The organism is Neobacillus sp. CF12 (assembly GCF_030348765.1).
Taxonomy (GTDB): Bacteria; Bacillota; Bacilli; order Bacillales; family Cytobacillaceae; genus Neobacillus.
Genome location: NZ_JAUCEU010000007.1, coordinates 2,559,595 through 2,579,959, shown reverse-complemented (window position 1 = coordinate 2,579,959; position 20,365 = coordinate 2,559,595). Strand labels below are relative to the sequence as shown.

The window sequence follows — 20,365 nt, the reverse complement described above, 5'->3', positions numbered from 1 at the left end:
TGACAGATAAGAAATAAAATAAAAAGGATTGAAGCGCTACTCTAGTAGTAACCTTCATTCCTTTTTTAGGAAGGAGCCATATATGAGAGACTTAAAAGTTTCTATAGATGATGAGGGACTGAAAGTTTTTAAGGCTTTATCAAATGAACAACGATTAAATATTCTACGTGCTTTGAATCACGGACCATTAAACGTAAACGAAATTTCTGAAAAACTAAAACTTCCCTTTTCAACAACTGCTGTCAATATTCAAAAACTACAGGATTCAGGGATTATAACAACTGAAATAATACCAGGACATGGCAACCAAAAGGTTAGTTCAAAAAAATACGACAATATCATAGTGAATTTAAGTCCAGTGGAACCGGCAAACCAGGAAGACCATTATATCATTGATTTACCAATTGGCGACTATGTTGATTGTCAGGTCGAACCCACATGTGGTTTGGCAGATGAAAATGGTTATATAGGCCCATTAGATAATCCTCGAATTTTTTTTGAGCCCAATAAAAGACATGCTCAATTGTTATGGTTTCGTAAAGGGTACATAGAATATCGATTCCCAAACCGTTTACCTTTAAACGCAGTAATCAAAGAATTAGTCATCTCAACTGAAGCTTGCTCCGAAGCACCATATCATCGCGAGGATTGGCCTTCTGATATCACGATTTGGGTGAACAATATTGAAATTGGTACTTGGACATGCCTTAGTGACTTTGGAGGAGAAAGAGGTTTATATACTCCAGTTTGGAGAAAAACATCGAGTACCCAATACGGTGAATTGAAGTATTGGAAAGTAGAACAAAGTGGGTCCTATCTTGATAATAAGAAAATATCTAACATTACTTTAAAAGATTTGTCATTAGAATCCTTACCATATTTCCCTGTTCGAATAGGTGTAAAAGAAAATGCCAAAAATGCTGGTGGGTTAAATTTATTTGGACAAAAATTTGGAAACTATAAACAAGGGTTAGTTATGAAAGTTAGCTATCATACAAACTAAATCATGGTTTTCATGGTTTTCATGGTTTTCGTGGACGCTGTAATTCTTAAACAGAATGAGCAGAAGTCCATAATCGGATTCCACCGTTACAAGGACAACGTATTAATGTACGTTTGTAGAGGGTAGTAAAGTGTTATTCAAACATTTATTAAACAAGAGTGGTACCGCGAGTTTCAATCTCGTCTCTTAATGAGATGGGATTTTTTGTTTACATTAATAAGTTTCTGGTCTTTTTATTACTGTTAAAGAAGTCATTAAACCAACACAAATAATGGTTAATAGAGAATAAAAGAATTTTTCTAATCCCACCACTTGAATCCCGCTAGTAATGACAAGACCATCAATCAAAAAAATAATGATACCTATATTAACAGAAGTAAATTTAGTAAGTATCTGGGCCAGTAAGTCGGTTCCACCCGTACTCGTTTCATAGCGAAGCATTAGTCCTATTCCCACTCCTACGAGCATGCCGCCTATTACAGTACTTGGTAATATGCCAACCTGTATTTTTCCATTGATAAATGAAAGCAAGTCAATACAAAAAGAAGAGATGATTAATCCATGCAAACTATAGTAAAAATAACGTCTTTCAAAGAACCATGCCAAGATATAGAGTGGGAGACTTAATACAATCATACTAAGTCCAGTAGGCCATCCGTAAAAATAGTGAATGATTAACCCTAACCCTATTACGCCGCCATCAAGCAAATGATAAGGTACTAAAAAACCATTAACCCCTAGGCTTAATAATAAACTGCCAATGAGCATTGCAATAATCTTTTGTCTCACTTAAAATCACCCCAAACTTGTCCCTACCTAAAAAGTATGAAAATGAATGTAATTTAGAAGTAGAAAAAATAAAAAAGAGGATGGGAAATCCATCCTCCTTACAAGGTTATTTAAAAGAAAAGATTTAAAATGAAATAAGAAATTGCCGCGATACCTGCTGAAATAGGGAGTGTAATTACCCAAGTAATGAGCATTCTTTGAGCAGTGTCCCATTTAACGCCCTTTAGGCGGTGTGAAGCTCCAACCCCTAAAATTCCTGAAGAAATAACATGTGTGGTACTAACAGGAACATGTAAGAAAGTTGCTCCAAATATTACTGCTGCACCAGTTAAATCTGCTGCCACACCATTAATGGGTCTAATTTTCATAATCTTACCACCAACGGTTTTAATAATCTTCCATCCTCCGACAGATGTACCTAATCCCATTGCCAGCGCACAGGAGAACTGTACCCAAAACGGAACTTCAGCATTACTGCCAAGGTAACCATTAGCAATTAAAGCCATCGTGATAATCCCCATTGCTTTTTGGGCATCATTCGTTCCATGTGAATAGGACTGCAGGGCGGCAGTAGCTATTTGCATAAAACGAAAATTCCGATTGGTCTTTGCTAAATTTGCATTCTTAAAAACCACTTTAAAAATACTGTACACAATATAACCAACCGCAAATGCTAATATAGGTGAAATAATGAGGGCTTGAAGGATCTTCAAAAAGCCAGTGTAATTTAGTGCTCCAAAACCTGCTGAAGCCAAGGCTGCTCCCGCAATCGACCCAATGATTGCATGAGAAGAACTGCTCGGAATTCCGTAATACCATGTTAATAGGTTCCAAAAAATAGCTGCAATTAGTGCTGCTAGAATAACTACCGACCCATTTTCAAGCGTAAAAGGATCAACAATATCCTTAGAAATTGATTTAGCTACACCCGTAAACGTCATGGCCCCTACAAAGTTCATGATTGCCGCTAAGAGAATCGCCTGGCGTGGTCTTAGTGCCTTTGTAGAAACAGAGGTTGCAATCGAGTTTGCGGTATCATGGAACCCATTAATAAAGTCAAATGCAAGGGCACCAATAACAACTAAAATAATTAAAATTTCCATTTGTTTGCTCCTTATGCATTTTTCATAATGATGGTTTCAAGTGTATTCGCAACAGATTGGCAACTGTCAGCAATATCCTCAAGATTTTCGTATATTTCTTTGTATTGAATAATTCGAATTGGATCTTTTTCGACTGTGAATAAATGCTTAATCGATTGACGAAGGATATTATCGCATTTTGATTCGTAATCTTTTATTTTTATAGCATGTTCCCTCATCTGTGGAAGCTTTTTGTTTGATAAGAGTACCATTGCTTTATCAATTTCATGGACACTTGATTTTATTGCAGCAACAAATTGAAGCATAAAATCATCTGCCTGTGTGATGGAATACATTTCAAATAATGCAGCTGTTGCTTCTAGGCCGTCTAACACATCATCCATACTGTTTGCTAGATGGAGAATATCTTCACGTTCAATTGGAGTAATAAATGCATCATTTAGTTGTTTAATTACTTCATGAATATATGTATCGCCCTTTGTTTCAATCTCTTTCATCTTTTCTGAGAAGATCTTCAGATCGCTAATGTTTTTTAATTTATAATCGGCAAAGTAATTTGCTCCTTCCTTTAAGTTAGAAGAAATATTACTTAATAGAGCAGAAAATTTATCAACCTTTTTTGCCATTTTTTAAATCCCCCTAAATAGTATGTAAAAAGTTTTTATACTAACGGAAAACATTGTATCGAAAATATACCGAAAAAACACAAAAAGTTAACCTAATTTACAAAAACTTAACAAAAGAAAATTCAGAAAATAGGCATATGATATTTACTTTTAATTATTTTTTTAATGTTTCCGAAAGCCAAAAGTATTATGTATATTATCAGACTGAGTACATTCCTATGAATGAAATAAAAGAAAATGGGTACTTTAATGGTTACACGGCAGCAATATTTATCAGATAGAAACCGTGTGATCTAAGAATCATTACAAAAAAGGAGTGTTCTAAATGAGTTTCATTTGGGCATTAATCGTAGGTGGAGTTATTGGCTGGTTAGCTGGTCTTATTGTTGGAAGAGATATACCAGGTGGAATTATAGGTAATATAATTGCTGGGTTTGTTGGAGCATGGCTCGGTACATTACTATTAGGAGATTGGGGGCCAAATGTTGCCGATTTTGCTATTATCCCAGCGATTATCGGTTCTGTAGCTTTAGTCTTCCTGTTATCATTGATTATGAGGGCATTTAGAAAAGCTGATCGATAATAAAAAAGAGGTCTCCCGAAAATGGGAAGGCCTCTCTTTTTGGCTCATAAGCTATTTACATCAATCCCTATAAACATAGGTGGTTGGTCAATAAATGGGGCGTAGCAGCAAATTTCTTCGCCAGTGATGGGATGAGTAAACTCTAACTTTGCAGCATGCAGTGCCTGCCTTTTAAATAGCGGTTTACCTCCATATAATATGTCACCAACTAAAGGATTTCCTATATGGCTTAAATGTACACGTATTTGATGTGTTCTCCCTGTTTCAAGCCAGCACTTTATATAGGAATGACCTTTTTCAACTTTTATTAATTGGTAATGTGTAATAGCGTCTTGACCGGATGGAGAAACTCTTCTTCTCGTTGGGTGGTGCCGATCGCGCCCAATTGGCTCGTGTATAGTCCCCTGCTGCTTTTTTAAGTGGCCATGGACAATGGCAATATAGGTTCTCTTCAATTCATGTTTTTCAAGCATTCGGTCTAAGATTGCACCTGCCAATGCATGTTTAGCAAAAAGGATCGCCCCTGTAGTATCTCTGTCTAAGCGATGTACATGCCGTATGTCAACTTGATCGCCCTTTGAGTACAGATAAAATTGTGCAGCATGTAAAAGTGTATTTTCATCCATTTCGTCATTAGGATGGGTGTTCATAAATGCCGGTTTATTAAAAACAATCACATGGTCATCCTCAAATAGTACCTGAATATCATGGAAGAAATAGGGCGTGTTCTTTAACTCCTCTTCAGCGGATAATTTAATTAGTACTTTATCACCTATATTAAGTGGTAATTTCCAATTGGCTTTATTTCCATTTACCAATACGTTATGTTCCATCCTGTATAAATGAGTTAGTTTCTTAGGGACCTCCCATTCTGTTCGAAAGATATCCTCAATTGTTTTCCCATTCCAGCTATTTGGTGTAATAATTTCCATCCAATTGCCTTTTCGCGTTGTTTTTAGCATTTTAACTCCTTTATTTTCGAGATTCCTCCAAAAGTTAAGGCGTGGTTATAATTACCACCCAAAATTTACTCGTATTTATGCTATTCTAATGTATATTACGATAAATTATTGTTATCGCAAAGGTGGGTTACAAGTGAAAATTGTTTTTGCCTCTACACCAGGCCAGGAAGAAGAAATTTGTGGACTTGTGAGGTATATCTATTCAACTGTTTTTCCACTCTATTTTACGGATAAGGAAATTAGTGAGTTTGAACAATTAAAAGTATTGCATACACCAGATGACTTTAATACCTTAAGGGACGCTTTTCAAGTGATGACAAGTATGCAAACAGTCGTTTCCATACTTGAGTCACCAACTCTCGATGAGCAATATGCAGGACTATTTAATAAAAATGTTGCCAACCTACAAGAATTTGGTCTTTTCTTTCCGTTTGAGTTTGAACAATTCGTAGAAGCAAGAAATATGAAAAACAGTGTGTTTAGTATTTATATCAAAGCCGCAAATGAACTACTTGTATAGTTTCTAAAGAAAATGTCTGCAAATGCAGACATTTTTTTTATATTATCCTTGAACTTATAGATTTAAAATATAAAATAAAAAGAAGGTGTAAGTTTATTGGAAATTCAAACAATATTAATATGGAGAAATAAGGAGGATAAAATGATGAATTGGAAAGAAAATGCAAATAGGTGGATTGAGTTTTCAAATTTAAATGAAGAACTAAAGCAGCAACTTGAGCAAATAAAAAAAGATGAAAAACAACTTGAAGAAGTTTTTTATAAAAATCTTGAGTTTGGTACCGGTGGTATGCGAGGTGAAATTGGGGTAGGAACCAATCGGATGAATCTCTATACGGTTCGTAAAGCTTCTGCTGGACTAGCTACATACATAGACGAACAAGGTAGTGAAGCGAAACAACGTGGTGTGGTAATTGCCTACGATTCACGTCATAAATCTCCAGAATTTTGTATGGAGGCAGCCAAAACACTTGCAACAAAAGGGATTAAAACCTATGTGTTTGACGAGTTAAGACCAACTCCTGAACTATCATTTGCTTTACGGCATCTAAATGCATTTTCCGGAATTGTGATTACAGCAAGCCATAATCCACCAGAGTACAATGGATATAAAGTATATGGCTCTGACGGCGGTCAACTTCCTCCAGCCGCAGCCGACGAGGTAATTACGAAAGTTAATGAAATAGAAAATGAATTATTGATAGAGGTTGATACGGAGGAGAACCTCAGAGCACTTGGGTTAATTAACACAATAGGCGATGAGATTGACCAAGCTTATATTGAAAAACTAAAAACGATTTCAGAGAATCCTTCCATTTCAAAAGAAACCGATGTAAAGATCGTATTTACTCCCTTGCATGGAACAGCAAATAAACCTGTTCGCCAAGCATTATCAGCATTAGGTTATACCAATGTTACAGTTGTTAAGGAACAGGAATTGCCAGATCCTGAGTTTTCAACCGTGAAAAGCCCAAATCCTGAGGAACATGCAGCATTTGAATTAGCCATTCGGGATGGTAAAAAAGTTGGTGCAGATCTTCTAATTGCAACAGATCCAGATGCAGATCGTTTAGGAATTGCTGTCCTTAACCATGAGGGTAAGTATGTTGTTTTAACGGGAAACCAAACAGGTGCATTATTATTAGATTACATACTTACACAGAAAAAGAGCAAAGGTACATTGCCTGCAAATGGGGCTGTGCTTAAGACGATTGTTACCTCAGAAATTGGCAGAAAAATTGCAGAATCCTACGGATTAAAAAGTTTTGATGTATTAACTGGATTTAAGTTTATTGCTGAGAAAATCAAGGAATACGAAGAATCCGGAGAATTTACTTTCTTATTTGGCTATGAGGAAAGCTATGGATATTTAATTGGAGATTTTGCAAGGGATAAGGATGCTGTCCAAGCAGCCATTTTGGCTGTGGAAGTTTGTGCCTATTATAAGAAACAAGGCATGTCACTTTATGAAGGGTTATTACAAGTTTTTGAAAAGTATGGTTATTATCAGGAAGGTCTTAGATCGTTAACGTTAAAAGGCAAAGAAGGTGCGGAACAGATTGAGCGCATTTTGGCTTCTTTCCGTGCTGAACCAATAAAGCAACTTGGTGATTTAACGATTTCAATGTCAGAGGATTACCTAACTGGAATTAGCCAAACTGCTAGTGGTGAGAGCAAAATAGATTTACCAAAATCAAATGTCTTAAAATATACCTTCACAGATGGTTCATGGGTTTGCTTGAGACCGTCTGGTACAGAACCAAAAGTAAAATTCTATTTTGGTGTCAATAGTAAAAGTTTAGAGGAAAGCAGAAGCAAATTACTCGAGATAGAAAAGAATTTTATGGATCTTGTTGAAGAAAAAGTCAAAATGGTATCTGGGAACTAATTTTTCAGAAAACTTCTTAGAACTTCAACACGGAAGGATAGAAAAACATGCTAAAAAATCAAATAGCGATTGTTACCGGAGCATCCAGAGGAATTGGCAAAGAAATTGCTGTAAAACTTGCAGAGCAAGGAATGAAATTAGCGATCATTGGCAGTTCAGCACAAATATCTGAAACTGCCGATGAACTCAAGAAAAAAGGTTTCGCTTATATACTTCCAATTCAGGCTGATGTCTCAAAGGAAGAAGACTTACATCAAGTGGTTAAGAAAACCATTGATGAATATGGACAAGTTGACTTGTTAGTGAATAATGCAGGCGTTGGATTTTTTAAATTAACAGAGGATGTTTCACTCGAAGAATGGAAAAAGGTGTTTGAAGTAAATGTACAAGGTGTTTTTCTAGCTACGAAAGCTGTCTTGCCTCACATGAAAGAGCGGAAATCTGGTACCATCATTACCATTTCTTCTGATGTTGCGAGATATACCATTCCAAACGGTGCCGCTTATACGGCTACAAAATATGCTGTCCAAGGCTTTTCTGGTTCAGTTGCACAAGAAGTGCGTGAATATGGTATTCGTGTTGGTACCATTAACCCAGGAATGGTTGATACGTATTTTGCTGAATCTACACAAGGTTTACCAGAAAAACAAGATTGGCTAAAGGTGGAAGATATTGCAAACGCTGTGGTATATATGGCTTCTGCTCCAAAGTATATGCTTATTGATGAGATCGTTCTGCATCCACTTGTTCAACAATATCCAATTGCTTAAAATATAGGCTTTGTTAACGTTGTATGTTGATATTGGCACTCTGTAGATTTTTGCGGAAGGCACGAAGACTCCTGCGGGAGAACGGGGCAGTGGAGACCCCACAGGCGCTTCAGCGCCGAGGAGGCCCCCCGTACCGCCGGCGGAAAGCGAAGTGCCTCGTGACAGGCAAAGACCGCCTGTCACTGCGGTGATTATTCAATGAAGCTTTCCTTAGTGGAGCACAAATCAACAGACCCAGATAACAAAGCCAAAATATAAGTAAAAACGGCTCCGATTAGGAAGCCGTTTTTTTGTTGGTGGAATTCTTTGGTCCGGTAGTTAAATATTTTCTCAACAAATTTTGTATCCACTTGAGTTTTCAGGAAAGACTATACATCGGTAACTCATTATTATCATGTTCCACCGTTTCGTTAGCATGGTCGATATAACGAAGCAGCGAATATAAACTTTTTTCAATTACTGAATAATCACGTTCAAAGTTATAAGCATGCAGGAAATGCTCAATCCTCTTTGATAAAAATTGATCTTTTGTTCGTACCATGAGTATCAGTAAATTATCCCATTCAGAGCGATGTGTATAATACAAGGCTCGATCGTAATCCATTTTATTCATTTGTTTTGTCTCCTCCTTACTAGGAGTTGAGTTTATTTTATGATATTTTGCAGATAACTTTCACAGAAAATGTTGGACAAGCCGAGATAACGCTGTTTTCAACTTTTACCTGTATAACAAGCAAGGTATTTGTTTAGAAGTGGAGGTCGTATGAAGAAGATACTATTTTTATTTTTGTTTATATCCTTACAAGTTGAGGATGTTTCTTATGCAAAGATTGTTAGGACAAACCAACCCTATTCCTACGAAAGGATGGAACGTGATATTGCAAAAATTCATGATACGTATAACTCAGTAAAAGTAAAAAGGATTGGAAAGTCTCATTTTGGCAGAACGATTTATGCAATTAAGCTTGGCAGTGGCAAGCAAAATATCGTTTTCGTTGGGGCACACCATGGGCGTGAGTGGATAACAAGTATGCTTTTAATGAAGAAACTTGAGATGTATGCGGATGCTTATCAAAATAAAACCAATTTTGGACGCGTTTCTACAGATATATTAGACGATGTTTCTATCTGGTTTGTTCCTATGCTCAATCCAGATGGCGTAGCCATTCAGCAAAATGCACTAAATAAGTTCCCGAATAAACACCAACAACGTCTAATTACAATGAATGATGAAATCAAAAATTTCGAACGTTGGAAAGCAAATGGGCTAGGAGTGGATTTAAATCGACAATATCCTGCAGGCTGGAAAGAGTTAGATAAACAACCTAATTCCCCTTCTTTCCAATTTTATAAAGGAAAGGAGCCTATGGAGGCGAATGAAGTTCAGGCATTAACAAAATTCATTCGGAAAATAAATCCCGAGATTGCTGTTGCATACCATTCAGCAGGCAGAGAGGTTTTTTGGAATTATCATAATGGCAAACATCTTCGTCGAGATAAACGTATTGCAAAAAAAATATCAGGGTTGACCGGATATAAGCTTAGTAAACCTCCTAAAAAGGCTACTGGAGGAGGGTTTACCGATTGGTTTATTACAAAATATCATCGCCCAGCAATGACAATAGAAATTAGCCCGCTTGTTGGGGAAACCTCCCCGCCTCTGTCAATCTTTGAGTCAGAATGGGAAAAAAATAAATATGTTGGACTAACCCTGGCTAATGAAGCAAAGAGTTTGAAAAATCGAAAATAAGCAGGTAGACTTGTTGTTTTTTACATCTTGTTTCATCATTCCCAGTTTTTCTTCATACATTGTGGTAAGAGGAAAAGGGGGAATGGCGATGAATGGGGACGATCGCAAAGCTCTTGAATATGCAATTAGTGAAATTACCGAAATTGCACGAGGCTTTGGTTTAGATTTTTATCCTATGAGATATGAAATTTGCCCAGCAGAAATCATTTACACTTTTGGTGCCTATGGAATGCCTACCAGATTTTCACACTGGAGTTTTGGAAAGCAGTTTCATAAGATGAAACTTCATTATGATCTAGGACTAAGTAAAATATATGAACTCGTTATCAATTCAAATCCGTGCTATGCCTTCTTATTAGATTCGAATTCACTAATACAAAATAAATTAATTGTTGCACATGTACTTGCCCATTGTGATTTCTTTAAGAATAATGTTCGTTTTCAAAATACCAAGCGTGATATGGTTGAAAGCATGGCAGCAACAGCAGAAAGAATTCGTCTTTATGAAATTCAATTTGGAAAAAAAGAAGTTGAGACATTCCTTGATGCAGTGTTGGCAATCGATGAACATATTGACCCTTCACTTATGAGACCAAAGCTTACATGGTCACTAGAAGATGATTTTGAAGATGAACCTCAGCAGGCTGCAAGCCCATACGACGATTTATGGAAATTAGATGAAAAGGATAAAAAAGCAACAAATCAACCGAGGAAAAAACAATTTCCGCCGAAACCCGAGAAGGACTTATTATTATTTATCGAGACATATAGCCGAGAACTTACGGACTGGCAACGAGATATTTTAACAATGATGCGTGAGGAAATGCTTTATTTTTGGCCACAGCTTGAAACGAAAATTATGAATGAGGGTTGGGCTTCTTATTGGCACCAACGAATCATCAGAGAGATGGACTTAACGAGTGGGGAAGCAATCGAGTTCGCAAAATTAAATGCTGGTGTTGTACAGCCTTCAAAAACAGGAATAAACCCATACTATCTGGGCATTAAGATATTTGAGGATATTGAAGAACGATATAATAATCCAACTGATGAGATGATAAGAAGAGGAGTTCAGCCAGGTTCTGGCCGAGAAAAAATGTTTGAAGTTCGTGAAGTTGAATCGGATATTTCTTTTTTACGAAATTATTTAAATAAAGACCTCGTGATGAGAGAAGATATGTATCTTTTCCAAAAACAGGGAAGGGATTATAAGATTGTTGATAAACAATGGGAACATATTCGTGACCAGTTGGTTAATATGCGTGTGAATGGAGGGTTCCCGTACATTACAGTCAATGATGGCGACTATTTGAAGAACGGCGAACTTTATCTAAAGCATTGGTATGAGGGCGTAGAATTAGATGTGAAATATCTGGAGAAGGTATTGCCTTATATTCAACAATTGTGGGGAAGACCTTGTCACATTGAGACCATGATCGAGGACCGAAGAATGTTGTTTTCCTATGATGGAAAAGGCGTTCACCGGAAGTATTTATAAACGACAAGCAGCTATTCAAACAATGAATAGCTGCCTTTTTGTATGGATTAGAAGGGTGTATAATCAACGTTTGCCGTATAGTTGTTAGTTGCATTCCATAATAAGTACTCATTGATTCCCTGTGCATGTAAAGCGCGGATTTGATCCTCGACTTCTTTCTTTCCATAAACCTTATAGTTGCCTGTTCCTAGCCAGGATGCGGTAAAGTCCTGTAACCAAGGCCGGGATATTGGCGGGTTGGTGATTTGTCTTAGCCGGACATTTTCCACTTTGGCATAGCCCTCAACGAGGTGATATGGCTGTAAATCAGGTTTATGAATGCCGAATATTGATGTCCAATGGCTAGGATAAATCATAGCGGAAATAACATCTACATTTTGAGCTATCTTAGTGAAATTCTGTCCTATTCCACTTGCTTCGGGAATGACGGTCGCATTTCCAAATACATCAACTGAAACCTTAACATTGTAGGGCTTGAGTTTTTCTTTAGCATATCTTACAAACTCGCTTACCGCAGAAACCCTATTCCCTTGAAATGCTGATTTATCGTAGATAAGTTGGTTTTCCACTTTTTCAAACTTCTCAGGAAATCGTACATAATCAAATTGAATTTCTTTGAATCCTAATTTTACAGCTTCTATAGCCATCCCTATATTATAATCCCAAACTTCTTTAAGAAAGGGATTCGTGAAAGAATCTCCCCGTCCATTTTTCCATAACCCGTTAGTGTTCCTAAACGATAGACTTGGATTTTTATTTGCTAAAACATTGTCTTTAAAGACAACAATTCTCGCGATAGAGTAAATTTTATTGACCTTTAATGTATTCATAAGAGAAGAAGGATTCTTTATATATGGACGACTTACTGGGTAATATGGTGAATTTTTTGAAGGGATGAAGGTTAAATAACCTTGGTCATCTTTAATATCAATGACCATTGCGTTTAAATCGGTCTTGTTGACGAGTGAAAGTAATTGGTTGAACAAGGGTTTATTTGTATTGGGAGCATTAACATAGATACCTCTGATGGGTTCTGGAAAAGGCTTAGAAGCTAGTACTATTTGATGAAATGGAAGGCTGAAGGTTAGTAGGATTACGAAAAGGGTGAGTAAATATTTTCTCATAACATCGCTCCTTTGTTATTTATTCCTACTAGATTGTGCATTAATGGTGATTTTTATAAAAAAAAGCTATCTTGAAGATCAAGATAGCCCGTTACTAAAAAATTAATTTTAATCCCACAAGGATGAGTCCTATCATGAATCCGCAGACGGCTCCGTTTACTCGGATCCATTGCAGGTCTTTACCAACATTGTTTTCAATCATATCAATGAGTGTTTTATTATCGAGTTTTTCGAGATTTTCTTCAACGAGTTTCCCAATTTTCGCATGATTATTGTCAACAAACGTGGAGATTTGCTGCTTAATCCAGAGATCGATTGCATGTACTCTTTCTTCATCCTTCCTAAGGCTTTCAAGTGCCTGAGATAAAAGAGGAAGGAGGTAGCCCTCGTAAAAGCCAGGTAACACGATGAGTGCTGAGGCTTTATCTTTTAGCTGGTCTATGAATTCGATGATTTTACTCTCTAGGTCCCACGATGCAATCAATTGATCCTTGATATTGTTTAACTCGGAGGATAGGTTTTCATCGGTTTTGATATCCTGAAGCTTAGTGTTGATATGAAAAAGTAACGTTTGTCTATTGTGATTAAATGGGTCTTTGAAACTGCCTACACCTTTTTGGATAAGGCCAGTAATAATACTACCTAGCTTATCTTCATTTACAATATTTGTAAATGACTTTAAAGCAAATTGCATAAAACCATCTGCTTTAATATTTTCCAGGGCGTCAACGGCCATCCTGCCCAGTCTTTCTTTTGTAGTCTCTTTTTTGGACCAATCATCAATTTCCTTTAGAACAAAATCAAGTGCTTTTTCATCATATTTCCGCTGAATTAATTGATCAATGGCGAGAGGAAGATAGTTACTCGTATTCAAATCCTGCAACTTTCCTTTTAATTCTCCTTCAATTACCGGAGCAAGCTTTTTACTATCAACAGAAGATAGTAAATGTTGAATTAGCTTAATCGTGCCATTTTTCACTGGCTCGCCTGTTAATGCGTTCTCGGCTATTTTAAATAGCCTCTCGGGAAATTGAATGCTTGATACTTTCTTTCTAATACTTTCTTTTGTGAGCCAATCATTTTCAAGCATAGAAATAATGGCAGAGATAATTCTTTTCCGATTTTTTGGTAAAAGTGCAGTATGTGGTATTGGCAAACCTAAAGGGTGACGAAATAATGCAGTTACTGCAAACCAATCGGCAAGACCACCAACCAATCCTGCTTCAAAGCCCCCTTGAAGAATTATTCCCCAAAGGGAATCTTGAAAAGGGATGGTTGCTACAAATCCTACTCCCATGACAGCTAGAGATATCGTCGCAATATGCTTCGATTTATTCTTTTTTCTCGACATCTTTAAATCCCTCATTTTTAACTAAAATATGGTTGTTTATTGCTATTATCTCAATATCACCAAAAAAAGCAAAAAAAAACTCCTCATTTTATTGAGAGGAGTTCTTCACTTTTCTTTTTTCAGGTTTAATATGGGTTATGAGTCCATCCAATTCAGTAATATAAAACTGTGTTTCAGGTTCAGATTTAAGATATTTTTCTTGAACCAACAAGTAAATGTTAACCCTCCGATGGGGGTCAAATTGGAGCATTGGATATTCCTTCCGTTCCTTTACATACAAGTCGACTGCTTTTTGTATCATGTCCATTTCAACGGGAATCTTCTTTTCATTTTCCTCAAAAAGATCATAGGTCTCTTTTGACATATAATACTTCTTAGAAGGAATCCCGCCTAAAATAGTTGCTAGTTGGTTGAAATCAATGCTGTTATCGTCAGGAGCAAGGATGGTACGGTATACACCCTTCGGCAAATTATCAGAGAATTGTCTCACTGCCTGCCGAACCTGATCCATTGTAACATCAATGATTGGGTAGTTTTTAGCTTCAATCTGTTCTCTTTTTGAAACATTTTCAACGGTGGAATTCTTATCTTCTTGTTTGTTAAAATACTTTTGAAACATAACGTATCCAGTAAGTCCTCCAATCCAGATTCCAATAAATGTAAAAATAACGGTTAACCAAGGATGAAAACCGAAGCGGACATCTAAGAAAGCACCTAGTTTATAAAATCCAAAAATGCTTAAGGCGATTGTTAATCCAAAAACCATATTTAATGAAAGGGTTTTCATTAAGAAGATAATTCACTCCTTTCCATTTTTATTACCTTTTATATTATGGTAAGAGGTGAGCAATGTAAACCATAGTAAGTGTAACAAATATGAAGCCTGAATAGCACCAATAAAGACTTAGAAAGCCTGCCAAATGAGCATTGGAGGGCGGCCAATACAGCAACACCGAATCCCTGAGTTACAGCGCCAGCCAGTAAAGTAAGCATTACCTCTCCAGCATAAATATTACCAAATAATCTAAGCCCTAACGTTAAGGTTGTCGCAAATTGTTCTAAAATATTGATTGCAAATAAGGCTTTTAATGGTTTGAAGAAACTAAGCAAGCAGTGTTTAAAACCGTGAAGACGAAAGTCGATGAAGTGGGTGTAGGCAATGATCGTGAGGCTAATTTTCAGAATAGTCCAGTTAGCAAGGTTACTAACAATAATAATATATAGTTGGTTATACAATTTATATTGATTGGAATAGTATTAATAAAGGAAAATGGGCAGCCATTTATTATGGCTGCCCTAATTTATAATTGAGGAAAACTAGTTTACGCGAAAGTTTCCTTAAAAGTTATTTGAATTTCATTTACCTCGTCGTTAAAGGACAGGCTTGTTTCAGTGTCCTCGAAAAACCAAACATCATTTCCTTCTACAAAGAAGTTGATACCATTTATCTCTTTGGTAAAGCCAATATTTGATGGTGCCTCTGCTGAAAAAGCAAGGCTAAAGCCCTTGTTCTTTTCACCAAAACCATCATATTGCGGAAACATTCTTACTGTATTGATCTCAAATTCATTGGTAAACCACATTGCAGCTTTTTCATCAATAGTAATCAACATATAATATACACCAACCTTTTTAAAATGGGTAATATCCATAACTAAGATTGAAAACCTGGAAAAATTAAAAGAAATAATTTCATTTCTTATGTAATTAGATTAAGGCTTTTTGATAAAAATGCATGTGATATTTTTCACAAGGATATCCGATAAATGCACTAATTAAAAAAATGTTCAAATTTCCGCAATAAACATTATGAAAGGTAAATAATAAATAATATATAAACTGCTCAATATTGTTTCGGAATTTGTAACATATATAAAATGTTAAAGGTGGTAAAATGGATTTATAACGAAAAGGGAGTTAGTAATTATGGAACATAAACTTGATAAATTGACTGAGAACATTTCCGATATTAAAACATTAATTCATACTTTTAATAAAACCTTAGAAAATATTGAACACAGACTTTCTCGATTGGAGCAGATGGATAGCATAGAACATCGGGTAGAGGTAAACCAGATAGACTTGTCAGATATTAAAGAATCACTACAGCGCATTGAAGACGTACAGAGCACTGTCGTTAAAGACTTAAATGAAAAATTAGGAAATGGGGAGGATATTAAACATATTAATCGCCGCCTAGATTCACACCTAATTAAATTAGCCAAAGCAGAAGAAGAAATTATTATTATAAAAAATAGGTAACACAAAAGAAAAAGATCAGATGTAATAATCTGATCTTCTAATTTCATAAGATTGTAATCGCTTCCGAATTACTTGCCAAATAATGCTTTAAGAGCTTTAAAGATAAATGCTAAAGAAAAAACAATCATTGTTAATGAGCCTACGATATCAAAAATTGGACCTAGGAAGCTTAAAAATGATACCAGTTCAACACTCATTAATACAAATCCAGAAAGTATAGCAGCTAAGAATAATAAAATTAATTCCATCGTTCGTTTCCCCCCTTTACTGTAGAATATGTTTTCAAGGGGGATGGTGATTGGATTTTCAGAAGGATTATTACAAAAATATTACAAAAAAAAAGACCAAAAATGGTCTGCTCTGTAAGGGCCAATTATTAAGATAGTACCTCTGTTTGAGACAAGGGGATATTTTTTGAATTGGATTCTTCATCTTTTACTTTCTTTGTTACCTCAATATATTTTATGTGGTGTTCCTCCATATCCAGTATTTTAAAGTTATAGGATTCATGATGGATGGAGTCCCCTTCTTTTGCTTCATAATTTTCAGTTAATATCCAACCGCCGATGGTGTCAATATCTTCATCATCGATATCGACCCCTAACAGATCATTTACTTCTGTTACTAAAACCTTCGAATCGATAATATAGTGGTTCTCCTTAATTTTCCGTATCATTGGAATTTCATCTGAATCAAATTCATCACGAATTTCACCAACAATCTCTTCAAGGATATCTTCTACTGTCACTAAACCAGATGTACCGCCGTATTCATCCATTAATATAGCCATATGCATCCGATCCTTTTGCATTTTTACAAGTAGGTCATGGATTGGTATGGTTTCAATAACCCTTATAATCGGACGGGTATAATGCTCAAGCGTTTTGGTTGAAAGCGTTTCTTTACTAATTAAATCTGTAACCATTTCCTTAATGTTAACTAGACCAATAATATGGTCTTTATCACCGTCTATTATGGGATATCTCGTATATTTTTCTTCACGGATAACTTGGAGAAAAGTATCCAGTGTATCATCTTTAGAAAGTGAAACAATTTCAGTCCGAGGAACCATTATTTCTTTGGCTATGCGGTTATCAAACTCAAAAATTTTATTTACATACTTAAACTCAGATTGGTTAATTTCACCACTTTTATAGCTTTCTGAAAGGATAATTCGAAGCTCTTCCTCAGTATGTGCCATTTCATTTTCAGAAACAGGCTTAAGACCAAAAATACTCGTAACGATTCGTGCTGACCCATTTAATAACCAAATGAAGGGGTACATCACTTTATAAAAGAGAATTAGAGGCCGTGACATGACTAGAGTAATCAGTTCAGCTTTCTGTATAGCCAATGTTTTAGGTGCCAGTTCTCCAACGACAACATGTAAAAATGTAATGGTCGCAAATGCAATCCCAATTGATAATATGTGGGAAACACCTTCTGGAATTTCTAGTCCATTAAAAAGGGGAGTGAGCATATGCTCAATGGTTGATTCCCCAATCCAACCTAAAGCAAGGGCTGTAATGGTAATTCCCAACTGACAGGCTGAAAGATATTCATCCAAGTTTGAAATTACTTTTTTTGCTGAAATCGCACTCGAATTACCTTCCTCAATTAACTGATCAATTCTTGAACTTCGAATCTTTACAATAGCAAACTCTGAAGTTACAAAAAAAGCAGTTAATGCAATTAAAATGGCTATTAAAACCAAGTTAAATATGTCCAAATAAATTCCCTTAGCTCGTTAAATACGAGTTAAGGAGTCACCTCCTAGTAATTTAAAAAAATTAACTCGTTACATTCAAAAGGGATTTCGTTATGACGATTTTACCATCATTAGATTTGTTGTGAATTCTAAATTTAAAAATAATTATAGTCAATTACAACTGTACAGTCAAACGTTCTAGTTTGTATATTAGTGGGTATAAACATTTTATGAAAAAAGTCCTGTTAGTATGAATCAGAAAATTATTAATTTTCAAAAATAAGTATTGCAAATAAACGTCTCCTACAAAGGAGACGCTGATATAGGTAATTTAATTGTAAATATTGTAATTTCTGGCGTTGAAGAACAAGTTAGTTCACCTTTATGTTTTTCAATGATTTCTTTGCAAACAAATAGACCGAGACCCGTACCAAGTTTTTTTGTTGTAAAAAAGGGCTCGAATATGGTTTTACTTAATTCAGAAGGAATCATTGGACCATTATTGGAAATGGATAGAATAACATGTGTATTATTATCTAGATAGCTTTTGATCTCAATGGTTGGATTAGGGTTTCTGTAATGGTTTAATACGTCAATTGCATTAAAAATAATATTAATGAGTACTTGTCGCATTTCATCAGCATATCCATAGAGTGTAATCTCATCTGCTATTTCTTTCTTAATCTTCACTTTACCGTCAAGAATACTAGGATATAAGAAATTTAAGACTTCATCAATTAATTTATTAAGATGAAACTGTTCTTTTTCCTTTCCAATAAGTTCTTTTTTTGAAAGAAGTAAAAATTGCGAAATTCGAAAATTAAGTTGTTCTAACTCACTAGAAATAATTTCTAAATATTTCATATTAGGATAATCTGCCTTAAGAAGTTGAATAAACCCTTGTATGGACGTAAGTGGATTTCTAAATTCATGGATGAAACTTGATGTCATTTGTCCGAGAAGTGTTAAACGGTCCTGATGTGTTGAATCAATAAACATTGTTTTTTCTTCAATGATTTTGTTTTTTGCTTCTGTATAATGGGTCACTGCATAATAGAGAAATTTATCAAAACAGTAATTTATCTTATTAATTGATTCCTGAAGGTCGGACCATTGTAAACCAGATTTACTAAGGTAACTATATAACACAGTTCTACCAAGATTAACATTATAAACAAAGTCTCCAATATTTATATTGGCGAGGGCTCTTTCTTCAGAAATTTCTAGTGCGTGTTTTTGTATAATCTCTAACAACTCTTGATCACTCATGGTATGCATAGATAGAACAATATTAAATATAGCTATCCCATTGAGACGTATTTTTTCCTTATAGGGATCTCCGTTAGATATTACTATTTGATTTTCCCACTCACGTACCAAACTCTCTCTATTTCTATCAAAAAAGTCTATTAACTCAGTTCGTCCTTCAGATAACATCACTGGATCCTCCTATGCATTGCCGAATAAGAATAGTTAATTCGATTATACCATGAATGGAAGTTTTTCCTTGTAAAAGTATAAAAAAAATAGTATATTCGAGTGAGAAAACGAATTAAATATTTCCACAGGGGGAGCTGCTTTTGGCGGCTGAGAGTGAACGTTCGAGTTCTGACCCTATGAACCTGTTAGTTAACGCTAGCGTAGGGATGTGGTTTGCCAACTATTAAAAGCTAACAATGCAGACAATCCTAAAACGGACTGCATTGTTTTTTTGTTTTTAAAGGCGCCATATTAATTTATAGGAGTATACCTATCGAACGTTCTCCAAAATACAAACACAAAAGGGGAAACATGTATGGAGAAAAAACGTAATAACACCTTGTTTTTAGTTGAAGTAGCAGTATTTTCAGCACTAGCCTATTTGTTAGATTTTATATCGGGTCTTTTGTCCTTTAAGATTTGGCCGCAAGGCGGTTCGATATCAATCGCAATGATTCCAATCTTCTTAATGTCATTTCGTTGGGGGATAAAAGGAGGAATCTTATCTGGGTTTTTACTAGGCTTACTTCAATTCATCCTTGGTTTTTCTCAAATTTACACATTGCTTCAAGGGATAATTGATTATGGAATTGCTTTTTCAGTTGTTGGTTTAGCGGGTATCTTTGCTTCACAAGTAAAGAATTCACTTGCAAATAATAATAAAAGAAATTGGGTTACATTTGTTCTATTAGGAACGTTTCTAGGAAGCGCCCTGCGTTATCTTGCCCATGTCCTATCAGGGATTGTGTTTTTTGGCGAGTATGCACCTGAGGGACAGCCAGTTGCTGTTTATTCCTTCCTTTACAATGGAACCTATATGCTCCCAAGCTTTATCGTAAGTGCCATTGTTGTAATTCTTGTCATTAGTGCTGCACCGAAAAAAATGATATAGGTTGAAAAATAGAAAAGTCTGTGACTTTTCTATTTTTTTTTCGAACTTTTGTCACAAA

Annotated in this window: 22 protein-coding genes and 1 riboswitch; of the genes, 9 read left to right on the top strand and 13 right to left on the bottom strand. The window is 35.6% G+C overall.

Annotation, left to right across the window (positions count from 1 at the left end):
* Positions 1-82: 82 nt before the first annotated feature.
* Positions 83-1,003, top strand: coding sequence for an ArsR/SmtB family transcription factor (locus QUG14_RS12225; RefSeq protein ID WP_289340818.1), 921 nt, complete (start codon positions 83-85; stop codon positions 1,001-1,003).
* Between the two features lie 213 nt (positions 1,004-1,216).
* On the opposite strand, the gene QUG14_RS12220 is transcribed toward QUG14_RS12225, so the two are convergent.
* The 3 genes from QUG14_RS12220 to QUG14_RS12210 form a co-directional block, all read right to left on the bottom strand.
* A complete protein-coding gene (locus tag QUG14_RS12220) occupies positions 1,217-1,771 on the bottom strand; it encodes a YitT family protein (RefSeq protein WP_483310804.1) in 555 nt (184 codons plus the stop codon).
* 131 nt (positions 1,772-1,902) lie between these two features.
* Complete coding sequence (locus QUG14_RS12215; protein ID WP_289340816.1) at positions 1,903-2,895, bottom strand: inorganic phosphate transporter; 993 nt, start codon at positions 2,893-2,895, stop codon at positions 1,903-1,905.
* A gap of 11 nt (positions 2,896-2,906) precedes the next feature.
* Positions 2,907-3,521: a DUF47 domain-containing protein gene (locus tag QUG14_RS12210; protein ID WP_289340815.1), complete on the bottom strand. Its 615-nt coding sequence runs from the start codon at positions 3,519-3,521 to the stop codon at positions 2,907-2,909.
* A 325-nt stretch (positions 3,522-3,846) separates the two neighbouring features.
* On the opposite strand from QUG14_RS12210, the gene QUG14_RS12205 reads away from it, so the two are divergent.
* Positions 3,847-4,104, top strand: coding sequence for a GlsB/YeaQ/YmgE family stress response membrane protein (locus QUG14_RS12205; protein ID WP_289340814.1), 258 nt, complete (start codon positions 3,847-3,849; stop codon positions 4,102-4,104).
* Positions 4,105-4,148: 44 nt separating this feature from the next.
* Here QUG14_RS12205 and QUG14_RS12200 read toward each other — a convergent pair whose 3' ends face one another.
* On the bottom strand, positions 4,149-5,066 hold the full coding sequence (locus QUG14_RS12200) for an RluA family pseudouridine synthase (protein ID WP_289340813.1): 918 nt from the start codon (positions 5,064-5,066) through the stop codon (positions 4,149-4,151).
* A 133-nt stretch (positions 5,067-5,199) separates the two neighbouring features.
* Here QUG14_RS12200 and QUG14_RS12195 point away from each other — a divergent pair, with 133 nt between their 5' ends.
* The 3 genes from QUG14_RS12195 to QUG14_RS12185 all read left to right on the top strand — a co-directional run bounded on the left by QUG14_RS12195 (position 5,200) and on the right by QUG14_RS12185 (position 8,243).
* The gene (locus QUG14_RS12195; protein ID WP_289340812.1) at positions 5,200-5,586 is read left to right on the top strand and encodes a YhcU family protein; all 387 of its coding nucleotides are present in this window, start codon (positions 5,200-5,202) and stop codon (positions 5,584-5,586) included.
* Between the two features lie 144 nt (positions 5,587-5,730).
* The gene (locus tag QUG14_RS12190; RefSeq protein WP_289340811.1) at positions 5,731-7,473 is read left to right on the top strand and encodes a phospho-sugar mutase; all 1,743 of its coding nucleotides are present in this window, start codon (positions 5,731-5,733) and stop codon (positions 7,471-7,473) included.
* 47 nt (positions 7,474-7,520) lie between these two features.
* Positions 7,521-8,243 carry an SDR family oxidoreductase gene (locus QUG14_RS12185; protein WP_289340810.1) on the top strand — a complete coding sequence of 241 codons (723 nt, stop codon included), beginning with the start codon at positions 7,521-7,523 and terminating at the stop codon, positions 8,241-8,243.
* Positions 8,244-8,601: 358 nt separating this feature from the next.
* Here QUG14_RS12185 and QUG14_RS12180 read toward each other — a convergent pair whose 3' ends face one another.
* Entirely contained in the window at positions 8,602-8,856 is a 255-nt protein-coding gene (locus QUG14_RS12180) for a YhdB family protein (RefSeq protein ID WP_289340809.1), read from the bottom strand.
* Between the two features lie 150 nt (positions 8,857-9,006).
* Between QUG14_RS12180 and QUG14_RS12175 the strand changes: the two genes are divergently transcribed.
* Together QUG14_RS12175 and QUG14_RS12170 are read left to right on the top strand one after the other, a co-directional pair.
* Complete coding sequence (locus QUG14_RS12175) at positions 9,007-9,993, top strand: M14 family zinc carboxypeptidase (protein ID WP_289340808.1); 987 nt, start codon at positions 9,007-9,009, stop codon at positions 9,991-9,993.
* Between the two features lie 88 nt (positions 9,994-10,081).
* A complete protein-coding gene (locus tag QUG14_RS12170; RefSeq protein ID WP_289340807.1) occupies positions 10,082-11,491 on the top strand; it encodes a SpoVR family protein in 1,410 nt (469 codons plus the stop codon).
* Between the two features lie 47 nt (positions 11,492-11,538).
* On the opposite strand, the gene QUG14_RS12165 is transcribed toward QUG14_RS12170, so the two are convergent.
* The 5 genes from QUG14_RS12165 to QUG14_RS12145 form a co-directional block, all read right to left on the bottom strand.
* On the bottom strand, positions 11,539-12,615 hold the full coding sequence (locus QUG14_RS12165; RefSeq protein WP_289340806.1) for a putative glycoside hydrolase: 1,077 nt from the start codon (positions 12,613-12,615) through the stop codon (positions 11,539-11,541).
* 94 nt (positions 12,616-12,709) lie between these two features.
* Entirely contained in the window at positions 12,710-13,966 is a 1,257-nt protein-coding gene (locus tag QUG14_RS12160) for a DUF445 domain-containing protein (protein ID WP_289340805.1), read from the bottom strand.
* 88 nt (positions 13,967-14,054) lie between these two features.
* Positions 14,055-14,753, bottom strand: coding sequence for an AtpZ/AtpI family protein (locus tag QUG14_RS12155; protein ID WP_289340804.1), 699 nt, complete (start codon positions 14,751-14,753; stop codon positions 14,055-14,057).
* A gap of 38 nt (positions 14,754-14,791) precedes the next feature.
* Positions 14,792-15,202 carry a F0F1 ATP synthase subunit A gene (locus tag QUG14_RS12150; protein WP_483310722.1) on the bottom strand — a complete coding sequence of 137 codons (411 nt, stop codon included), beginning with the start codon at positions 15,200-15,202 and terminating at the stop codon, positions 14,792-14,794.
* Positions 15,203-15,288: 86 nt separating this feature from the next.
* Positions 15,289-15,579: a HesB/YadR/YfhF family protein gene (locus tag QUG14_RS12145; protein WP_289340803.1), complete on the bottom strand. Its 291-nt coding sequence runs from the start codon at positions 15,577-15,579 to the stop codon at positions 15,289-15,291.
* Positions 15,580-15,892: 313 nt separating this feature from the next.
* On the opposite strand from QUG14_RS12145, the gene QUG14_RS12140 reads away from it, so the two are divergent.
* Positions 15,893-16,228 carry a hypothetical protein gene (locus QUG14_RS12140; RefSeq protein WP_289340802.1) on the top strand — a complete coding sequence of 112 codons (336 nt, stop codon included), beginning with the start codon at positions 15,893-15,895 and terminating at the stop codon, positions 16,226-16,228.
* 68 nt (positions 16,229-16,296) lie between these two features.
* Here QUG14_RS12140 and QUG14_RS12135 read toward each other — a convergent pair whose 3' ends face one another.
* From QUG14_RS12135 to QUG14_RS12125, 3 genes are all read right to left on the bottom strand, one after another.
* Positions 16,297-16,476, bottom strand: coding sequence for a hypothetical protein (locus tag QUG14_RS12135; RefSeq protein ID WP_289340801.1), 180 nt, complete (start codon positions 16,474-16,476; stop codon positions 16,297-16,299).
* A 128-nt stretch (positions 16,477-16,604) separates the two neighbouring features.
* Complete coding sequence (locus QUG14_RS12130; RefSeq protein ID WP_289340800.1) at positions 16,605-17,957, bottom strand: hemolysin family protein; 1,353 nt, start codon at positions 17,955-17,957, stop codon at positions 16,605-16,607.
* A gap of 282 nt (positions 17,958-18,239) precedes the next feature.
* Positions 18,240-19,373, bottom strand: coding sequence for a histidine kinase N-terminal domain-containing protein (locus QUG14_RS12125; RefSeq protein WP_289340799.1), 1,134 nt, complete (start codon positions 19,371-19,373; stop codon positions 18,240-18,242).
* A 120-nt stretch (positions 19,374-19,493) separates the two neighbouring features.
* Positions 19,494-19,600, top strand: a riboswitch (TPP riboswitch).
* A gap of 131 nt (positions 19,601-19,731) precedes the next feature.
* Between QUG14_RS12125 and thiT the strand changes: the two genes are divergently transcribed.
* Positions 19,732-20,307: an energy-coupled thiamine transporter ThiT gene (thiT, locus tag QUG14_RS12120; RefSeq protein WP_289340798.1), complete on the top strand. Its 576-nt coding sequence runs from the start codon at positions 19,732-19,734 to the stop codon at positions 20,305-20,307.
* Positions 20,308-20,365 lie beyond the last annotated feature (58 nt).

Coding starts and splice junctions, on each gene's coding strand:
- QUG14_RS12190 (WP_289340811.1), top strand. CDS start 5,731: ATGAATTGGAAAGAAAATGCAAATAGGTGGATTGAGTTTTCAAATTTA.
- QUG14_RS12160 (WP_289340805.1), bottom strand. CDS start 13,966: ATGTCGAGAAAAAAGAATAAATCGAAGCATATTGCGACGATATCTCTA.
- QUG14_RS12180 (WP_289340809.1), bottom strand. CDS start 8,856: ATGAATAAAATGGATTACGATCGAGCCTTGTATTATACACATCGCTCT.
- QUG14_RS12200 (WP_289340813.1), bottom strand. CDS start 5,066: ATGCTAAAAACAACGCGAAAAGGCAATTGGATGGAAATTATTACACCA.
- QUG14_RS12155 (WP_289340804.1), bottom strand. CDS start 14,753: ATGAAAACCCTTTCATTAAATATGGTTTTTGGATTAACAATCGCCTTA.
- QUG14_RS12175 (WP_289340808.1), top strand. CDS start 9,007: ATGAAGAAGATACTATTTTTATTTTTGTTTATATCCTTACAAGTTGAG.
- QUG14_RS12225 (WP_289340818.1), top strand. CDS start 83: ATGAGAGACTTAAAAGTTTCTATAGATGATGAGGGACTGAAAGTTTTT.
- QUG14_RS12215 (WP_289340816.1), bottom strand. CDS start 2,895: ATGGAAATTTTAATTATTTTAGTTGTTATTGGTGCCCTTGCATTTGAC.
- QUG14_RS12145 (WP_289340803.1), bottom strand. CDS start 15,579: ATGTTGATTACTATTGATGAAAAAGCTGCAATGTGGTTTACCAATGAA.
- QUG14_RS12140 (WP_289340802.1), top strand. CDS start 15,893: ATGGAACATAAACTTGATAAATTGACTGAGAACATTTCCGATATTAAA.
- QUG14_RS12205 (WP_289340814.1), top strand. CDS start 3,847: ATGAGTTTCATTTGGGCATTAATCGTAGGTGGAGTTATTGGCTGGTTA.
- QUG14_RS12220 (WP_483310804.1), bottom strand. CDS start 1,771: ATGCTCATTGGCAGTTTATTATTAAGCCTAGGGGTTAATGGTTTTTTA.
- QUG14_RS12210 (WP_289340815.1), bottom strand. CDS start 3,521: ATGGCAAAAAAGGTTGATAAATTTTCTGCTCTATTAAGTAATATTTCT.
- QUG14_RS12165 (WP_289340806.1), bottom strand. CDS start 12,615: ATGAGAAAATATTTACTCACCCTTTTCGTAATCCTACTAACCTTCAGC.
- QUG14_RS12170 (WP_289340807.1), top strand. CDS start 10,082: ATGAATGGGGACGATCGCAAAGCTCTTGAATATGCAATTAGTGAAATT.
- QUG14_RS12125 (WP_289340799.1), bottom strand. CDS start 19,373: ATGTTATCTGAAGGACGAACTGAGTTAATAGACTTTTTTGATAGAAAT.
- QUG14_RS12135 (WP_289340801.1), bottom strand. CDS start 16,476: ATGGAATTAATTTTATTATTCTTAGCTGCTATACTTTCTGGATTTGTA.
- QUG14_RS12185 (WP_289340810.1), top strand. CDS start 7,521: ATGCTAAAAAATCAAATAGCGATTGTTACCGGAGCATCCAGAGGAATT.
- thiT (WP_289340798.1), top strand. CDS start 19,732: ATGGAGAAAAAACGTAATAACACCTTGTTTTTAGTTGAAGTAGCAGTA.